A 16,856-nucleotide genomic window follows, 5' to 3' on the forward strand; every position below is an offset into this window, starting at 1 on the left:
CACCTGCCCGGGGTGACCGGCCGGGGGACGCCGAGACTACGCGTCCACCGGAGTCGCTTCCAACATTCGAGCGCCACCCCACAGGGGTACAGGTTCACTTCGGAAGGCCGAGCTTCGACGCGCACGCCGGCCACGATCCGTAACCGCCGCGGGAGTCCCGGACCTTCTCCGCGACCTCGATCTGCTGCTCCTTCGACGCCCCGTCGGCCGTCGGGGCGTAGGCGGTCCCTCCGAAGTCGCTCCAGGTCCCCTTGTCGAACTGCAGGCCGCCGTGGTAGCCGTTGCCGGTCGAGATCGACCAGTCGCCGGACGACTCGCACTCGGCCAGCGCGTCCCACGACCCACCCGCCGCCTTCTCGGGCTCAGCCTTCTCGGGCGCCGCCTTCTCCGGGGCCGACTGCTCCGGGACCTTCTCGGGGGCCGGCTTCTCCGGCGCCGGTTTCGCCGGGGCCGGTTTCGCCGGGGCCGGTTTCGCCGGGGCCGATTCCTCCGGGGCCGGCTTCGCGGATTCCCCCTTGCCCGCCTCGCCGGCGAACCTGCGCTCCTCGGGCGCCGTTCCGGACGCCGGGCCGTCACCCGCCTTCCCGCCGGTGCCTTCGCCCGAGTTCGTGTCCCGAGGGGCACCCTCGTCTCTGCCGGGGCCCCGAGGGTGCCCCTCGCGACCGTGGTCCGAGGTCCCGGAGCCGGTGACGCCGGAACCCACACCGCCCGAGCCCTGGTCGGAGCCCGTGCCGCCGGAGCGCTTGCCACCGGAGCCCTTGCCACCGGAGTCCACGCCGCCGTAGCCCTTGCCGCCGGGCTGCTCGTCGCGGGGGCCTCCGTCGCCGGCACCGGCGGGATCGGTGTCCCGAGGGGCCCCCTCGTCTCTGCCCGGGTCCCGAGGGTGCCCCTCGCCGCCCGAGCCCGAACCGATGGCGGCCCGGACGTCGTCGAGACCGGGGCGGTCGTAGCCGGCGGCGGCGTCGTCGACGACCAGCACCCAGTCCTGCACCCCACCGGAGGGCACGGTGAACCGGGCGACCCCGGAGCTCGCCACCTCGGCCAGCTCCAGGGTCGTCCCGGCGACCGGGTCGACCCACCACGGCTTGACGGCGTCCCCGGCGAGCAGGCCCAGGTCGAGGACGACGTCCCCGCCGGCCGGGCTGTGCCCGAGCGCCCAGGAACCGTCCTCGGCACTGGCGATGTCCACCCGCGGGTCCACGGCGGCCGCCCGTACGGTGAAGCCGCCCTCCCGGTACGGGCTCAGCGCCACGCGGGCGGTGTCGTCGGCCTCCGGCGCGACCGTCAGCCGCGCTCCGGCCACGGCCCCGACGACCAGCAACACGGCCCCGAGTGCCGAACGGCGTCGCTCCCAGCAGGTGTCCACGGCGGGGCACCCTGGTCACCGGGCGCCCCCACCGGGGCCGAACCGCCGAACCCGTTCACCATCGCGAGCGCGGCCGGCCGGCACCCGGCCGGTTCGGTGGTCGAAGGAGGTTCAGTAGTCGAGGAAGGTCAGTAGTCGAAGGACGGGTCCTCGGTCCGGGTCCGCTTCAGCTCGAAGAAGTGCGGGTTCTCGGCCATCAGCCGGGCGCCGTCGAACAGCCGTCCGGCCTCCTCGCCCTTCGGCACCCGGGAGATCACCGGCCCGAAGAACGCGACGCCGTCGACGTGGATGGTCGGGGTGCCGACGTCGAGACCCACCGGGTCCATGCCCTCGTGGTGGCTGGCGCGCAGCTTCTCGTCCCACTCGGTCGAGTGCCCGGCCTCCGCCAGCGACGCCGGGAGGTTCAGCTCCTTGAGCGCACCCGCGACGACGTCGTCGAAGTCCTTGTTCTGCTGGTTGTGGATCCGCTCGCCCATCGCGGTGTAGAGCGGACCGAGGATCTCCGGTCCGTGCGCCTGCGCGGCGGCGATGCACACCCGCACCGGGACCCAGGCGCGGTCCATCATCTCGCGGTAGTTCTCCGGCAGGTCCCGGTCCTCGTTGAGCACGGCCAGGCTCATCACGTGCCAGGTGACGTCGACGTCCCGGACCTTCTCCACCTCCAGCACCCAGCGGGAGGTCAGCCACGCCCAAGGGCACAGCGGGTCGAACCAGACATCGACACGGGCACGGTCGTCGACGGAAGCTGCAGTCATCTTCGGCGCAACGACGCCCGCCCGGCGCTGATTCCACGGGCCACCGGCCGGATCCCGTGATTGGATGCGGTCGAACCCACGCTCCGGAGAGGACCAGACCACCTCCATGACCCCGCCCAACCTGACCCGCACCCAGGCCGAGCAGCGCGCCGCGCAGCTCGCGGTGTCGACCTACGACGTCACACTCGATCTCACCGACGGCGCCGGGGCCCCCTCCGAGCGGACGTTCGCGGTCACCACCACCGTCCGCTTCACCGCGGCGGATCCGGGCGGGAGCACCTGGATCGAGTGGGTCGGCGAGGCCCTCACCTCAGCTGTCCTCAACGGCACCGAACTCGACGTGAGCGGCTGGACCGAGGAGAGCGGGCTCGCGCTGGCCGACCTGGCCGTGGAGAACGAGCTGACGATCGTCGCGACCGGGCTCTACACCAACACCGGCGAGGGCCTGCACCGCTTCGTCGACCCGATCGACGGCGCGGTCTACCTGTACTCGCAGTTCGAGACCGCCGACTGCAAGCGGCTCTTCCCGTGCTTCGACCAGCCCGACCTCAAGGCGCGCTACACGATCACCGTGACCGCCCCCGCGGACTGGAAGGTCATCTCGAACGCCCCCGCCGCGGTGGAGATCGACGGGCAGGCCGCGCTGCACCGCTTCGAGCAGACCGAGATCCTCTCCACCTACCTGGTGGCGCTGATCGCCGGGCCGTACGCGAGCTGGCACGACACCTACCGGGATCAGCACGCGGAGATCCCGCTGGGCATCTACTGCCGCGCCTCGCTGGCCCCGCACATGGACCACGAGCGGATCTTCACCGAGACACGCCAGGGTTTCGACTTCTACCACCGCAACTTCGGGGTGACCTACCCCTTCGGCAAGTACGACCAGCTGTTCGTGCCGGAGTTCAACGCGGGCGCGATGGAGAACGCCGGCGCGATCACGTTCCTGGAGGACTACGTCTTCCGGTCCCGGGTCACCCGCACGGCCTACGAGCGGCGCGCCGAGACGATCCTGCACGAGATGGCGCACATGTGGTTCGGCGACCTCGTGACCATGCGCTGGTGGGACGACCTGTGGCTGAACGAGTCGTTCGCCACCTGGGCTTCCGTGCTCTGCCAGGCCGAGGCGACCGAATACACGAACGCCTGGACGACGTTCGCGAACCTGGAGAAGTCCTGGGCCTACCGCCAGGACCAGCTGCCCTCCACGCACCCGATCGCCGCGGACATCCCGGACCTGCAGGCGGTCGAGGTCAACTTCGACGGCATCACCTACGCCAAGGGCGCGTCGGTGCTCAAGCAGCTGGTCGCCTACGTCGGCCTGGAGCCGTTCCTGGCCGGGCTGCGGGACTACTTCGCCACGCACGCCTGGGGCAACGCCACCTTCGACGACCTGCTGGGCGCGCTGGAGTCCGCGTCGGGCCGGGACCTGTCCGGCTGGGGCGCGCAGTGGCTGCGCACCACCGGCCTGAACCTGCTGCGGCCCTCGTTCGCCGTGGACGAGGCGGGCAAGTTCACCTCGTTCGACGTCGTGCAGGGCGGTGCCCGGCCCGGCGCCGGCGAGCTGCGCACGCACCGGCTCGCGGTCGGTGTCTACGACGACGACCCGGCCACCGGCAAACTGGTCCGCACGCACCGGGTGGAGCTGGACGTCTCCGGCGAGCGCACCCCGGTGCCCGGGTTGGTCGGGCTGCCGCGCGGCAAGCTCGTCCTGGTCAACGACGACGACCTCACCTACTGCGCGCTGCGCCTGGACCCGGGCTCGCTGGCCACCCTGGTGGACCGGATCGGCGACATCGACGAGTCGCTGCCCCGGACGCTGTGCTGGTCGTCGGCCTGGGAGATGACCCGCGAGGCGGAGCTCAAGGCCCGGGACTTCGTCACCCTGGTCGCCGGCGGGTTCGATACCGAGTCCGAGATCGGCGTCGCGGCGCGGCTGCTGCTGCAGGCCCAGACCGCGACGTCGTCGTACTGCGACCCGGAGTGGGCCGCGGAGCGCGGCTGGCCGCTGCTCACCGACGCGCTGCGGTTCCGCCTGGACACCGCCCCGCCCGGGTCGGACGCGCAGCTGGCCGTGGTGAACGCGCTGACCTCGTCGGTGCTGCCGGAGATCACGCTGGACCGGATGAAGGGCTGGCTGCTCGACGTCGAGGTCCCCGCAGGACTCACCGTGGACACCGACCTGCGCTGGCGGCTGTTGCACGCGCTGGTCGCGCACGGGAGGGCGAGCGAGGTGGAGATCGCCGAGGAGGAGCAGCAGGACCCGACCTCGACCGGGGCCCGGCAGGCCGAGCGGGCGCGCGCGCTGATCCCGACCGCCGCGGCCAAGGAGCGTGCCTGGCAACGCGCCGTGCACGACGACGAGCTGCCGAACGCGCTCGGCGAGGCGGCGATCGCCGGGTTCTCGCACCCGGCCCAGCGCGACCTGATCGGGGGTTACGTCGAGCGCTACTTCGCCGAGATCGACGAGGTGTGGGCCCGGCGGACCTCGGAGCTGGCGCAGAACGTGGTGGTCGGCCTGTTCCCGTCCTGGGCGGTGCGGCCGGAGACGGTCGACGCCGCCGACGCCTGGCTGGCCGACGGGTCCAAGCCCGCCGCGCTGCGCCGGCTGGTGTCCGAGGGCCGCGCCGGGATCGTGCGGGCGCTGGCCGCCCGGGAGTTCGACGCCCAGCCGACCCCGGCCCCGGACCGGGCCACCACGGTCGAGCAGCCCTGACCGCAGCCGTAAGCCCGCACCCTCGGTCTCAGCCGGTCCAGCGACCGAGGATGCGGCGGATCGGGTTGCGGGCGGGCGCCTGCTCGCCCTCCGGGTGGAACGCCCGGCAGCTGCGGGCACCGCAGGCGCCGCAGTCGGTTCCGGGCCGGTAATGCTCGTGCATGTCCTCCGGGTGCCCGCAGGAGCACAGCCGCAGGTCCGGTTCGGCAGGCGGCGCCGGCGGGGCCGGTGCCGGAGCGGCCGGTTCGGACGGCGTGCGCTGTTGCGGCACGGACGGGGTCGCCGGCGTGACCGGCCGGAGCCCGGTCGGCGGAGTCAGCACCGCCGCCGAGGGGGCCGAGGGGTCGGCCGAGCGGCGCCCGTCCGGACGGGGTCCGGTCGCGCCGTCGTGCGTGTGCGCCATGGTGACCTCCTTCGTGCGGTCGGCGGGTCGGGCGTCGTCACCCGGACCAGCCCTGCCGCGCACGCCCAGTATGCGATCACGACGCCCCGAGGGGAATGACACATTCGTGACCTGATCTCCCTCGGTGGCCGATTCCCAGGTCCCGGACCGGGAAGTGGCGCGGTCAGCGGACCGCCGGAAGGGTGAACGACGCCAGGCAGCCCTGCGGATCGTCAACCGAACGGAGCACCAGGGTGCCGCCGATCTCCTGAAGCACGCCGACGCTGATGTGCAGCCCGAGTCCGGACCCACCGGCGCGCTCGTCGTGCTTGCCGCGCGCGATCCGCAGCTCCTGCCGTCCCTCGGGCAGCCCGGGCCCCTGGTCGCGGACATCGATCCGGACGGCCGCACCGTCGTCGTCGGCCTGTGCCCGGATCGTGACCGGGGCACCGGGCGCGTGCCGGTCGCAGTTGGCCAGCAGGCCGGTCACCACCTGGCGGGTCACGTCGGCCGGCGCGGCCGCGTCCGGGAGCTCCGGATCGACGGTGAGCGGGATGTCCTGCCCGGTCCGGAGGGTGACCAGCTGGCGCAGTACCGGCCCCACCGCGTGTCGCTGCCCGCGGCCCGTGCCCGCACCGGCCGGGCCGGTCGGGAGCTCGCCGAGGTCGAGCAGCAGGCGGTCGTGCTCGTCGGCCCCCGGGTCGGCGCGCTGCCGCGGGACCCGCTCCCCGGGCCCGAGAGGACCGTCCGGGTCCGGGAGCAGCCCGGAGACCTCCGGGTTCTCCAGCATGTGCCGCAGCCGCCCCAGCTCGGCGAGCAGCGCCTCCCGGACCTGGTCGGCCTCCGAGCCGCCGTCGCGGTGCGAGAGCAGGTAGGCGGCCCCGGCCAGACCGGCCAGGCCGTTGCGCAGCTCGTGGTCGCGCTCGGCGGTCGTCTCGACGGCCCGTTCCAGGAGTCGGGTCGCGTCACCGATCATCTCCTGGCTGCGGTCGTAGTCGTCCTGCATCGCGGCGACCGTCCGCAGCACCAGGGTGAGCAGCGCGGACAGCACCACGACGGTCCCGACGACCCGTAGCGACGGGTAGGTCAGGTCGGCGACCGGTTCGGCCGGCACGACCGCCCGGGAGAGCTGGGACAGCGCGATGACCAGCAGCCCCAGCGCGAGCCGGCTGCGCACCCGGCTCTGCCGCCGGTAGCCGTCCAGCAGGAAGCTCACCGCCAGCACCGACCAGCCGGTCTGGGCGACGATCGAGGTGAGCGGGCCGGATCCGAGCAGCGCGGTCAGCCTCGTCTGGCCGTGCAACACGACCACCGCACCGACCAGCAGCGCGAGCCCGACCAGCACCCAGCCGCCCCACGCCCCGAGCCGGGCCGGCGGGCGCAGCGCGCCGAGCAACACCCCCATCCCGACGACGAGCATGCTCAGCACCGCGAGCCGCGCCGTCGGCCCGCCCTCGCGCACGACCAGCGCCGACATCGGCAGCAGCACCACGCCGTAGAGCAGCAGCCCGGCACCGAACCAGGACGGCCGCGGGTCGCCGGAGAGCCGTCCGGTCACCAGCGCGACGATCGCCGCCGCGGACCCGACCGCGGCCGCGACCAGGGTGAGGACCGACGTCGCGGTGACCAGGTCGACCCGGCCCGCGACGTAGGCCGGCCGGGTCAGCGCCACCACGACCACGCAGACGGCCGTCACCACCAGCAGGTCGGCCAGGTGGCCGGTGACGAAGCGCGCCCGCCGGTGCCGCCCGAGGACCCCGCTGAAGGTGCCTGCCGCCACGATCCGCCCCCCGACCTGATGACGGGGAGATGATATGGCGTGCGCTCCGGCATGCGATCCCGGGTCACTCCCACGGACCAGCGACGATCGACGCAGCGCAACCGGGTGATCGCTGCGGGTGGATGCGAACGGTCCGTGACGACGGCTCGGCAACAGGATCAGATCCCGGCGGCCTTCCGGTACAGCGCGACGGCCTCCAGCTGCGAGCCGACCTCGAGCTTGGTCAGCACCGCGCGGATCTGGGTGCGCACGGTCGCCAGCGACACGACGAAGTGGTCGGCGACGGCCTGGGCCCGCTTGCCGCCGGCCAGCAGCGCCAGCACCTCGCGCTCGCGCTGGGTGAGCCGGCCGAGCTTGTCGTGCAGCTCGCGGCGCTCGGTGTCCCGCTTGTGGTACAGCTCGATGAGCTGCTCGCGGCGCCCGGGCGGCATCACCGACCGTCCGGCACGGGCCTCCCGGATGGCGTTGAGCAGCGCCGGGAACGGGGCGTTCTTCGGTACGAACACGAACCCGCCCGCGCTCAGCGCGGCACCGACGCGCCCGGCGTCGGAGCTGCCGGAGAGCACCACCACCCGCCAGTCGAGTTCGACCAGCGGGCGGACCAGGCGGGTGCCGTCGATCCGGTTGCCCTCGGCGTCCCGGCCGAGGTCGAGATCCAGCACGATCAGGCCCGGACCGCTACGACGGGCATGCTCGAGCACGCCGGCCGCCGACCGGACGGGCAGGAACTCGGCGTCCTCGCCCTCGGCGCGCAGGTTCAGCGCCAGGGCCGAGCCGACCAGCTCGTGGTCGTCGACGATCACGATCGGGCTGTTGGCGGTCACCGCGGCACCGCTCCCGGGGAACGCAGCATGCGCCACACCCTAAGGCCGTCCGGCGTTCCGGGTGGTGCTCCACCCGGCCGGACACGCGAATGCTGCGTACGGCGGTGATCCGGCGGGTGTCCGGCGGAACGCGGAAGCCCCGATCAGGGGCGGTTGCCTGCCTGGTCGGCCAGCATCCCGAAACCCGACAGCAGGCCCCCGAAGAGGTCGCCCTCCTTGAACGAGGCGACCATGCTCATCAGCGCGAGCTTGGCCCCGCGGTCCGGCAGCCGGACCTTGGCCTCGGAACCGGTGACGATCTCCAGCTGCCGCTGCTCCGGGCTGACGGCGACCAGGACGGCCTCGTCGAACCCGTCGATCCGGCCGTGCAGGTCGACCGCCGTCGCGCGGGCGTCGGACCCGAGGTCGCCCAGGTAGAGCGCGAACCGCAGGCCGGTCTCCCGGCTGGTGAGGGTCAGCGCGTCGTCCAGGCGGGCGAGCTGCACCGGCGTGAACGGATGGTCGGCCGGGTCGGACTCCTGGAACTGCTGCGCCCCCGACAGCCGGCCGGAGCCGGTGACGACGGTCCCCTCCGGCAGGTCCTCCTCGTTGCCGTGGAAGACGGCGACCCCACTACCACTTGCCACCGGTACCTCCACGCGCTTCGCTGCCGCCCTCGTGCCCGGCGTGCGCGGAGTGCGCGGCACCGGCCGGGTTGGCGATCCAGAACAGAGGCTCGTACGGCCACGGGTCACCGGCCGCGTAACGGGTGCGGCCGCCCCGGCGCCGCACGCCGGCGAGGACCCAGATCCCCGCGTACAGGACGGCCGGCGCGCCCACGTAGATCAGCAGGGTTTCGACGACGCTCACGGCCTCAGAACCTATCCGATCGCCGCGCCCGGCACCTGCTCAGGTGTCCGATCCGACAACCGCCCGGACCGGATCGCGCGCAGCAGCGCGGCGTGGTCGGCCTCGGTCTGGTCGGCGTAGCCGCGGGCGAACGTGCAGAGCGCGTCGCGGACCTTGCCGCCCTTGCCGAGGTAGCCCGCGATCGTGGACGCGCCGGAGGTGCGGGCGTGCCCCTTGGCCAGCAGCTGCCCGCAGACGGCGGCGTAGTCGGCCAGCGCCGCCGCGGACAGCTGGTCCGGCTCGATCGCGCCCTTCATGTCGCGGAACTGGCGGACGTAGTACTGCCTGCCGTTGATCGTGGTCCAACCGAGCAGCGGGTCGGAGACCGTCTGCAACGCCTGCTGGTACTCCACGACCCGCTGGCCCTGGTGCGCGTGCCACGCCTCGCCACCGTGAACGAACGGCGCGACGACCGACCGCCGGGCCTGCTTGAGCTGCAGGAACAACACGTTGTCCGGGCTGGAACCCTCGCAGAGCACCAGGTACGCGCGCAGCCCGACCGACCCGACGCCGACGACCTTGTGGGCCACGTCGACGGCGTAGTAGCCGCCGACGATCCGGGCCCAGTGCGGCGGCAGCGTGGCCAGGTAGTCGTCGAGTGCCGCGAGGGCCAGCTCGGTGTGCGGCTCGTCCGGGTGTGTGATCAGCGGCGGTTCGGTGACGATCCGGCGCTCCCCACCGTCGCGGGTGACGAACCGGGGCAGCGCGCGGTCGCTGGTGCGCTTGCGGGCCCGCTTGGCCGCCTTGTCGATCGCCCGGCGGGCCTTGCGGTGGCCCGGCTCACCGCGCAGCGTGTCGACGTCCATGATCGCGAACGACCGCTCCAGCAGCGGCTGCTCGGCCAGCGTCGCGAGGTGCTCGACGTAGGCGTCCACGCAGTGCGCGACGGCGGTCTCGCACTGGTCCTCGGTGGCGCCGTTGTCCCGGCCGGCGACCCAGGCCGAGGTGACCAGCCGGCGCAGGTCCCACTCCCAGGCCCCCGGGTGCGACTCGTCGAAGTCGTTGAGGTCGAAGACCAGCTCGCGCTCCGGCGAGGCGTAGAAGCCGAAGTTGCCCAGGTGCGCGTCACCGCAGATCACCGGGTGTATCCCGGTACTGGGCAGCACGGCGGAGTCGGCGGCGTGCAGCGCGGCCGCGCCGCGCAGGAACGCGTGCGGGCTCCGGCTCATCCGCTGGATGCGCAACGGGACGAGCTCGGACACCCGGCCGACGTTCGCCGCCTCGACGACGTCGATCGGGTCGGCCCGGCGCAGGGCGGACGACCAGGAGGCCAGCGCGGAGCGGGGCGCCCGGTCCCGCAGCTCCTTGCCGATCCGGTAGCGCTCCTCGCGCGGCGTGGACCGGCGGGTGAGCGAGACGTACGGCTCCCGGTCGGATCCGGTCAGTACGGGAGGGGTGGTCACCCGCCCACTGATACCCGTCGCTCAGACGTTGCGCCGCCCGAGGGCGCGGTAGGTCCAGCCCGCCGCCTCCCACACCTCGCGGTCCAGCGCGTTGCGGCCGTCGAGCACCCGCCGGGTCTTCACCACCGACCCGAACGCGACCGGGTCCAGCTGCTTGTACTGGCGCCACTCGGTCAGCAGCAGCACCGCGTCGGCCCGCTCGCCGGACTCCTCGACGGTGTCCACGAAGTCCAGCTGCGGCCAGTGCCGGCGCACGTTGTCGCCGGCCTGCGGGTCGGTGACCCGCACGGTGGCGCCCTGCAGCTGCAGCTGCGCGGCAACGTTGAGCGCCGGCGAGTCCCGGATGTCGTCCGAGTCCGGCTTGAACGCCGCCCCCAGCACCGCGATCCGCTTGCCCAGCAGCGAGTCGTCGCAGACCTGGCGGGCCAGCTCGACCATCCGGATCCGCCGCCGCATGTTGATGTTGTCGACCTCGCGCAGGAAGGTCAGCGCCTGGTCCGCGCCCAGCTCACCGGCCCGCGCCATGAACGCCCGGATGTCCTTGGGCAGGCAGCCCCCGCCGAAGCCCAGCCCGGCGTTGAGGAACTTGCGGCCGATCCGCTCGTCGTGCCCGATCGCGTCGGCCAGCTGCTTGACGTCCGCGCCGGTCGCCTCGCACAGCTCCGCCATCGCGTTGATGAAGCTGATCTTGGTGGCGAGGAACGAGTTCGCCGCCGTCTTGACCATCTCGGCGGTCGCGTAGTCGGTGACCACCTTCGGCGTCCGGTCCGCCACGATCGGCGCGTACACCCGGTCCAGCAGCGCCTCGGCCCGCTCGCCGTCCGTCCCGTCCGGGACGCCGTACACCAGCCGGTCCGGATGCAGCGTGTCCTGCACCGCGAACCCCTCCCGCAGGAACTCCGGGTTCCACGCCAGCATCGCCTCCGGCACACGCTCGGCCACCTGCTCGGCCAGCCGCGCCGCCGTCCCCACCGGCACCGTCGACTTGCCCGCCACCAGCTCACCGGGCCCCAGCACGTCCAGCAACGACGACGCCGCGGACTCCACGTAGGTCAGGTCGGCCGCGTACTCCCCCCGGCGCTGCGGCGTGCCCACGCACAGGAAGTGCACCGCGGCGCCCTCGGCGGCCTTGATGTCGGAGGAGAACGACAGCCGTCCCGAGTCCAGCGAGCGCCGCAGCGACTCCTCGAAGCCCGGCTCGAAGAACGGCACCCGCCCGGCCGCGAGCCCCTCCGCCTTCGCCGCGTCGACCTCGATGCCGACCACCTCGTGACCGAGCTCGGCCATCGAGGCCGCGTGCACCGCACCCAGGTAACCGCACCCGATCACCGAGAGCTTCAGGGGCGTGTCGCTGTTCTCCGCCATGGCCGGAGGCTATCGGGTGGTCCGCATCGCCTCGTAGCGGTCGTCGCAGGCTTCGCGGGAGGGCAACATCCCGGTGTCGCGCGCGTGGCGCAGGGTCGGGGCCGCGGCGTCCTTCCCGGACAGCACGGGCTCGACGTCCTCGGACCAGGGCAGCGCGAGATCGGGATCGAGCGGGGTGATCCCGTGCTCACGCGCCGGGTCGTAGCTCGCCGAGCACAGGTAGCCGACGACGGTGTGGTCGGCCAGCGCCTGGAACGCGTGCCCGAGGCCCTCGGCCAGGTAGACCGCCCGCGGCGAGGCCGCGTCCAGCTCGACGACCTCGTGGCGGCCGAACGTCGCCGACCCGACCCGCAGGTCGACCACGACGTCGCGGACCGCGCCGGCGGCGATCCAGAGGTACTTGGCCTGCCCGGGCGGGACGTCGGCGAAGTGCACCCCGCGGATCACGCCGCGGTGCGAGACCGACTGGTTGGTCTGGGCGACGTGCAGGTCGAACCCGAGGGCCGCGCGGAACGCCGGGCCCTGGAACGGTGCGGTGAACGACCCGCGGTGGTCCGGGAACGTCGGCGGCTCGAACAGCCAGGCGCCGTCGATGCCGAGCTCGGTGGCCTTCACCGCTTCAGCGCCTCCCACCAGGCACGGTTGTCGCGGTACCAGGCGACGGTGTCGGCCAGGCCGCGGTCGAACGGCATGCGGGGCTCGTACCCCAGCTCGTCGCGGATCTTCGACCAGTCCACCGAGTACCGGCGGTCGTGGCCCTTGCGGTCCGGCACCGGATCGACCATCTCCTCACCCGCCCCGACGGCGTCGAGCAGCCGGGTGGTCAGCTCCCGGTTGGACAGCTCGGTCCCGCCGCCGATGTTGTAGACCTCCCCGGCCCGGCCGCGCGCGGCGACCAGCGCGACCCCGCGGCAGTGGTCGTCGACGTGCAGCCAGTCCCGGACGTTGCGCCCGTCGCCGTAGAGCGGCACCGGGCGGCCGTCGAGCAGGTTGGTCACGAACAGCGGGACGACCTTCTCCGGGAACTGATGCGGGCCGTAGTTGTTCGAGCAGCGGGTCAGCACCACGTCCAGGCCGTGCGTGCGGTGGTAGCTGCGCGCCAGCAGGTCGCTGCCCGCCTTGGCCGCGCTGTAGGGCGAGTTCGGCTCCAGCGGGTGGGTCTCCGGCCAGGAGCCGTGCTCGATCGAGCCGTACACCTCGTCGGTCGAGACGTGCACGAACCGCCGCACCCCCTGGTCCAGCGCCGCCTGCAGCAGTACCTGGGTCCCGACGACGTTGGTGGTCACGAAGTCCGCCGCCCCGGAGATCGAGCGGTCCACATGGGTCTCCGCGGCGAAGTGCAGCACCAGGTCGGTCCCGGCCAGCACCTCGGCGACCCGCTGCGGGTCCCGGATGTCGCCGCGCTCGATCCGCAGCCGCGGGTCGTCGCGCACGGGCGTCAGGTTCTCGGGGCGGCCGGCGTAGGTGAACGCGTCGAGCACCACCACCTCGGCGTCGTCGAACCCGGGGTAGCCGGTACCGAGGACGGTCCGCACGAAGTGGGAGCCGATGAATCCGGCTCCCCCGGTGACCAGTACCCGCACCCGACCTCCCCGCTCGCGCGACCGCCGGGTCAGCGTGTCAGAGTCGCCGCGTCGGACGCAGAGGAGGTGGCCCGTGCGGGTCTGCGTGCTGGGGGCGAACGGGCAGCTCGGGCGGGCCCTGACCGCGGCGCACCCCGGCGCCACGGCGCTCGGCCGCGCCGAGCTCGACATCACCGACGCCGACGCCGTCGCGCGGTTCGACTTCTCCGGTCACGACGTCGTGGTCAACGCGGCCGCGTACACCGCCGTCGACCGGGCCGAGACCGAGCCCGCGCAGGCGTGGGCGGCGAACGCGCTGGGGCCGGCGCACCTGGCCGCGGCCGCCGGCGAGCACGGGTTCACCCTGGTGCAGGTCTCCACCGAGTACGTCTTCGACGGCACCGCGACCGGTCCGATGCCGGTCGACCAGCCGCTGGCCCCGCTCGGGGCGTACGGCGCGTCCAAGGCCGCCGGGGAGCTGGCGGCGCGGGCCGCGCCGCGGCACGTCGTCGTCCGAACCAGCTGGGTCGTCGGCGACGGCGGCAACTTCGTCGCGACCATGGCGCGGCTGGCCGCCGACGGGGTGTCCCCGGACGTGGTCGACGACCAGATCGGACGGCCCACGTTCACCGGACATCTGGCCGCCGCGGTGCTGGCGCTGGCCGGGCGCGGCCACGGCGTCTACCACGTGACGAACGACGGCGAGCCGGTCAGCTGGTGCGGCCTGGCCCGGGAGGTGTTCGCCCGGTACGGGCGGGACCCCGGCGACGTCCGCGCGGTCTCCACCGCGGAGTACGGCGCCGACAAGCCGCACCTGGCCCGGCGCCCGGCGAACTCCGTGCTGAGCCTGGACCGCCTCGCCGGGGCCGGGCTGGCGGTGCCGGACTGGCGCGAGGCGCTCGCGGCCCACCTCGGGAGCGGTGCGTGAAGGGGATCGTGCTGGCCGGCGGGACCGGCAGCCGGCTCTTCCCGCTCACCCGGGCGGTATCGAAGCAGCTGCTCCCGGTCTACGACAAGCCGATGATCTACCACCCGCTCACCACGCTGATGCTGGCCGGCATCCGGGAGATCCTGCTCATCTCCACCCCGCACGACCTGCCCGGCTTCCAGCGCCTCCTCGGCGACGGCGGCCACCTCGGGCTGGAGATCACCTATGCGCCGCAGGAGCACCCCAACGGGCTGGCCGAGGCCTTCGTCATCGGCGCCGAGCACGTCCGCGGCGGCCCGTCGGCGCTGGTGCTGGGCGACAACATCTTCCACGGCGCCTCGTTCGGCGACCTGCTGCGCCGGCGGGCCCGCCAGGTCACCACCGGCGAGGCCGGCTGCGTGCTGTTCGGCTACCCGGTCGGCGACCCGCAGCGCTACGGCGTCGGCGAGGCCGACGAGGACGGCCGGCTGATCTCGATCGAGGAGAAGCCCGAGCGGCCCCGTTCCGACCGCGCGATCACCGGCCTCTACCTCTACGACGACCAGGTCGTCGAGATCGCCGCGGGGATCACGCCGTCCGCCCGCGACGAGCTCGAGATCACCGACGTCAACCGGGCCTACCTCGAGCAGGGACGCGCCCACCTGCAGGACCTCGGCCGCGGCTTCGCCTGGCTCGACACCGGCACCCACGAGTCGCTGATGGAGGCCGGCCAGTACGTCCGGGTGCTGGAGAACCGGCAGGGCGTGCGGATCGCCTGCGTCGAGGAGGTGGCGCTGCGGATGGGCTTCATCGGCGCCGGGCAGTGCCACGACCTCGGCGCGGCGCTGGCCGGGTCGGGCTACGGCGAGTACGTCATGGGCGTGGCGCGCTCGTTCGACGCGCCCGGCTGACCCGACCGGGCGACACCGCGGGGTCCGGCGGGGCAAGATCGAGGCGATGCAGGCGACGCAGCGGGTCCAGCGGGCCCTGTTCCGGCTCGGGCAGCGCTGGCTCGGCCACACCGACGGGCCGGAGGGCGACATCGCGCCCGGCACCGTCGTCGTCGGGAAGGACGCCGGGGCCCACCGGGTGCGGCTCTGGGTCGGCACCCTGGTGCACGGCTGCGACGCCGACACGGTGACCGCCACGGTCACCGTCGACGGGGCCGGCCCGGTCCGGACCACCCTGCTGCGGTTCGGTTTCGACAGCGAGCGCGCGATCACCGGGTGGGCGGCGGGCACCCGGTTCTTCCACGGGCACGTCGTCGTCGACGGGCTGGCCCCGGACACCTGGTCCACCGCCACCGTCGAGCTGGACCCGGCCGGCGGGCTGCGCGCGGAGCACCGCACGGCGTCCTGCCGGGTGCGCACGCTGCCGGACCGGATCGCGGTCGGCGGCGGGCTGACGGTGTTCGCCTCCTCCTGCTACGACGCCGACACCGACACCACGAACGCGTTCGACGCCGCGTTCCGGCACCTGCGCGACCACGTCGCGGCCCCGGACCTGAGCCTGCTGACCGGTGACCAGGTCTACGCCGACGCCCCGGCGAGGTTCTACGCGACGATGGCCCGGAGCACTCCGCGCACCTACGGGCTGCTCGAGTACTGGACGTCGTGGGGCATGCAGCGCTACGGCGAGCACCGCCACCTCGGCATGCGCGCGCTGCTGACGCACGGGCCGCACTGGTTCCTGCCCGACGACCACGAGTTCTGGAACAACTGGCCGCACGCGTCGGTGACCGCGCGGCACTCCTACGCCAACATCGCCCGGGCCGGGCGCGGCGGGCTGCGCCGGTGGGTCGCCGCACTGCGACACCGGCCCGGCGAGGAGATCCCGTACCCGGCCGATCCGGGCCCGCCGCCGTCGGACCCGCTGGTACAGAGCTACCACCCGGTGCACCCCGACGAGTGGGACACCTGGGGCCGCGCGGCGTTCGACCTGTACGGCTCGTTCCAGACGCCGAGCGTGCGGGACCGGGACACCGGCCGGATCACCCGCGGCGAGCTCGACGACGACCCGGCCCGGGACCCGCTGCGCCCGCCGCGACACCGCCCGCCCGGGCAGGTGCACCGCCCGCTCAACCAGGTCGTGCAGCGGATCGACCTGGACGAGGTGCAGGTCGCGCTGCTCGACACCCGGACCCGCCGGACCCGGCGCACCGACGACCCGCGGTACTCCGCGTTCGTCGACTCCGAGTACCTCGACCAGCTGCTCGCGATCGCCGCCGAGGCCCCCGTGCTCGTGCTGGTCACGCCGCAGCCGCTGCTGGTCCCGCCGTACTGGAAGCGGCTGCACGACCGGCCGCTCGGCACCCGGGTGGAGAAGAGGATCGATCTGCAGGCCGGCGACTACCCCGACCAGTACGCCCGGTTCTGGGACGGCCTGGTCGCCGCGCGCGACGGGCGGCCGACCGTGACGGTCGGCGGCGACATCCACGCCAGCTACGTCGGGTACGCGCCGTCACTGCCACTGCTGGAGCTGGTCTCCTCACCGATGTCGCTGGTCGCGGGCTCGACCGTGTTCGACACGCTGTTCGCCGCTCCGGCGAAGCTGCTGCGCGCGCTGTCCGGCGGCTCCGCGAGCCGCGACCCGTACGCCCCCGGTGCGGAGCTGGCCCGGGTCCAGGACCTGCGCAGCCGCGTGCCGCGCCGCCCGGAGGCCGATGACGGCAGCGATGATACGGCGGTCTCGTTGGCCGGGCTGGGCCGCGGCAACCCCGAGGCGCTCGGCCTGCTGCGGTTCGCCCGGCCCGAGCAGCACCGGTTCCGGCTGACCGCGTCGCTGCACCGGCGGGCGTCGCTGGCCGCGGGGCACGACCGGGGCGCGCAGGAGGTGACCGTCGAGCTGCGCACCGACCGGCGCGGACCGGAGGCGATGGGGTCGCCAGAGGTGTCCTGGCAGTGACTGCCTG

General features: G+C 73.7%; 15 protein-coding genes. 4 read left to right on the forward strand and 11 right to left on the reverse strand.

From position 1 onward, the window contains the following. Positions 1-94: 94 nt before the first annotated feature. Together ACLFMI_RS20610 and ACLFMI_RS20615 are read right to left on the reverse strand one after the other, a co-directional pair. Positions 95-1,366: a transglycosylase family protein gene (locus tag ACLFMI_RS20610; protein ID WP_410949556.1), complete on the reverse strand. Its 1,272-nt coding sequence runs from the start codon at positions 1,364-1,366 to the stop codon at positions 95-97. Positions 1,367-1,494: 128 nt separating this feature from the next. Next, complete coding sequence (locus ACLFMI_RS20615) at positions 1,495-2,121, reverse strand: mycothiol-dependent nitroreductase Rv2466c family protein (protein ID WP_410949557.1); 627 nt, start codon at positions 2,119-2,121, stop codon at positions 1,495-1,497. Between the two features lie 106 nt (positions 2,122-2,227). On the opposite strand from ACLFMI_RS20615, the gene pepN reads away from it, so the two are divergent. Further along, positions 2,228-4,834 carry an aminopeptidase N gene (gene pepN, locus ACLFMI_RS20620; RefSeq protein ID WP_410949558.1) on the forward strand — a complete coding sequence of 869 codons (2,607 nt, stop codon included), beginning with the start codon at positions 2,228-2,230 and terminating at the stop codon, positions 4,832-4,834. Between the two features lie 28 nt (positions 4,835-4,862). Here the strand turns inward: pepN and ACLFMI_RS20625 are convergent, their stop codons facing one another. From ACLFMI_RS20625 to rfbB, 9 genes are all read right to left on the reverse strand, one after another. Then, positions 4,863-5,237 carry a (Fe-S)-binding protein gene (locus ACLFMI_RS20625; protein WP_410949559.1) on the reverse strand — a complete coding sequence of 125 codons (375 nt, stop codon included), beginning with the start codon at positions 5,235-5,237 and terminating at the stop codon, positions 4,863-4,865. A 163-nt stretch (positions 5,238-5,400) separates the two neighbouring features. Beyond that, the gene (locus ACLFMI_RS20630; RefSeq protein WP_410949560.1) at positions 5,401-6,996 is read right to left on the reverse strand and encodes a sensor histidine kinase; all 1,596 of its coding nucleotides are present in this window, start codon (positions 6,994-6,996) and stop codon (positions 5,401-5,403) included. Positions 6,997-7,154: 158 nt separating this feature from the next. Beyond that, entirely contained in the window at positions 7,155-7,820 is a 666-nt protein-coding gene (locus ACLFMI_RS20635) for a response regulator transcription factor (RefSeq protein ID WP_410949561.1), read from the reverse strand. 143 nt (positions 7,821-7,963) lie between these two features. Then, positions 7,964-8,446, reverse strand: a complete 483-nt coding sequence (locus ACLFMI_RS20640) for a DUF5130 family protein (RefSeq protein ID WP_410949562.1) — start codon at positions 8,444-8,446, stop codon at positions 7,964-7,966. After that, on the reverse strand, positions 8,433-8,669 hold the full coding sequence (gene ctaJ / locus ACLFMI_RS20645) for an aa3-type cytochrome oxidase subunit CtaJ (RefSeq protein ID WP_410949563.1): 237 nt from the start codon (positions 8,667-8,669) through the stop codon (positions 8,433-8,435). Before ctaJ ends, ACLFMI_RS20640 begins: the two co-directional genes overlap by 14 nt. 11 nt (positions 8,670-8,680) lie before the next feature. Beyond that, positions 8,681-10,111 (reverse strand): DUF2252 domain-containing protein, encoded by a 1,431-nt coding sequence (locus ACLFMI_RS20650; protein WP_410949564.1) that lies wholly within the window; start codon positions 10,109-10,111, stop codon positions 8,681-8,683. Between the two features lie 21 nt (positions 10,112-10,132). After that, positions 10,133-11,476 carry a UDP-glucose dehydrogenase family protein gene (locus ACLFMI_RS20655; RefSeq protein ID WP_410949565.1) on the reverse strand — a complete coding sequence of 448 codons (1,344 nt, stop codon included), beginning with the start codon at positions 11,474-11,476 and terminating at the stop codon, positions 10,133-10,135. Between the two features lie 9 nt (positions 11,477-11,485). Beyond that, entirely contained in the window at positions 11,486-12,091 is a 606-nt protein-coding gene (locus tag ACLFMI_RS20660; protein WP_410949566.1) for a dTDP-4-dehydrorhamnose 3,5-epimerase family protein, read from the reverse strand. Then, complete coding sequence (gene rfbB / locus ACLFMI_RS20665) at positions 12,088-13,059, reverse strand: dTDP-glucose 4,6-dehydratase (RefSeq protein WP_410949567.1); 972 nt, start codon at positions 13,057-13,059, stop codon at positions 12,088-12,090. Before rfbB ends, ACLFMI_RS20660 begins: the two co-directional genes overlap by 4 nt. 73 nt (positions 13,060-13,132) lie before the next feature. Between rfbB and rfbD the strand changes: the two genes are divergently transcribed. From rfbD to ACLFMI_RS20680, 3 genes are read left to right on the forward strand one after another with little or no spacing between them, the layout of a single operon-like run. Beyond that, positions 13,133-13,966 (forward strand): dTDP-4-dehydrorhamnose reductase, encoded by an 834-nt coding sequence (rfbD, locus tag ACLFMI_RS20670; protein WP_410949568.1) that lies wholly within the window; start codon positions 13,133-13,135, stop codon positions 13,964-13,966. Further along, complete coding sequence (rfbA, locus tag ACLFMI_RS20675; RefSeq protein ID WP_410949569.1) at positions 13,963-14,856, forward strand: glucose-1-phosphate thymidylyltransferase RfbA; 894 nt, start codon at positions 13,963-13,965, stop codon at positions 14,854-14,856. Before rfbD ends, rfbA begins: the two co-directional genes overlap by 4 nt. A gap of 46 nt (positions 14,857-14,902) precedes the next feature. Continuing rightward, the gene (locus tag ACLFMI_RS20680; RefSeq protein WP_410949570.1) at positions 14,903-16,849 is read left to right on the forward strand and encodes an alkaline phosphatase D family protein; all 1,947 of its coding nucleotides are present in this window, start codon (positions 14,903-14,905) and stop codon (positions 16,847-16,849) included. Positions 16,850-16,856 lie beyond the last annotated feature (7 nt).

It is taken from the genome of Pseudonocardia nantongensis, from assembly GCF_046546495.1.
In the GTDB taxonomy this organism is placed as follows: domain Bacteria; phylum Actinomycetota; class Actinomycetes; order Mycobacteriales; family Pseudonocardiaceae; genus Pseudonocardia; species Pseudonocardia nantongensis.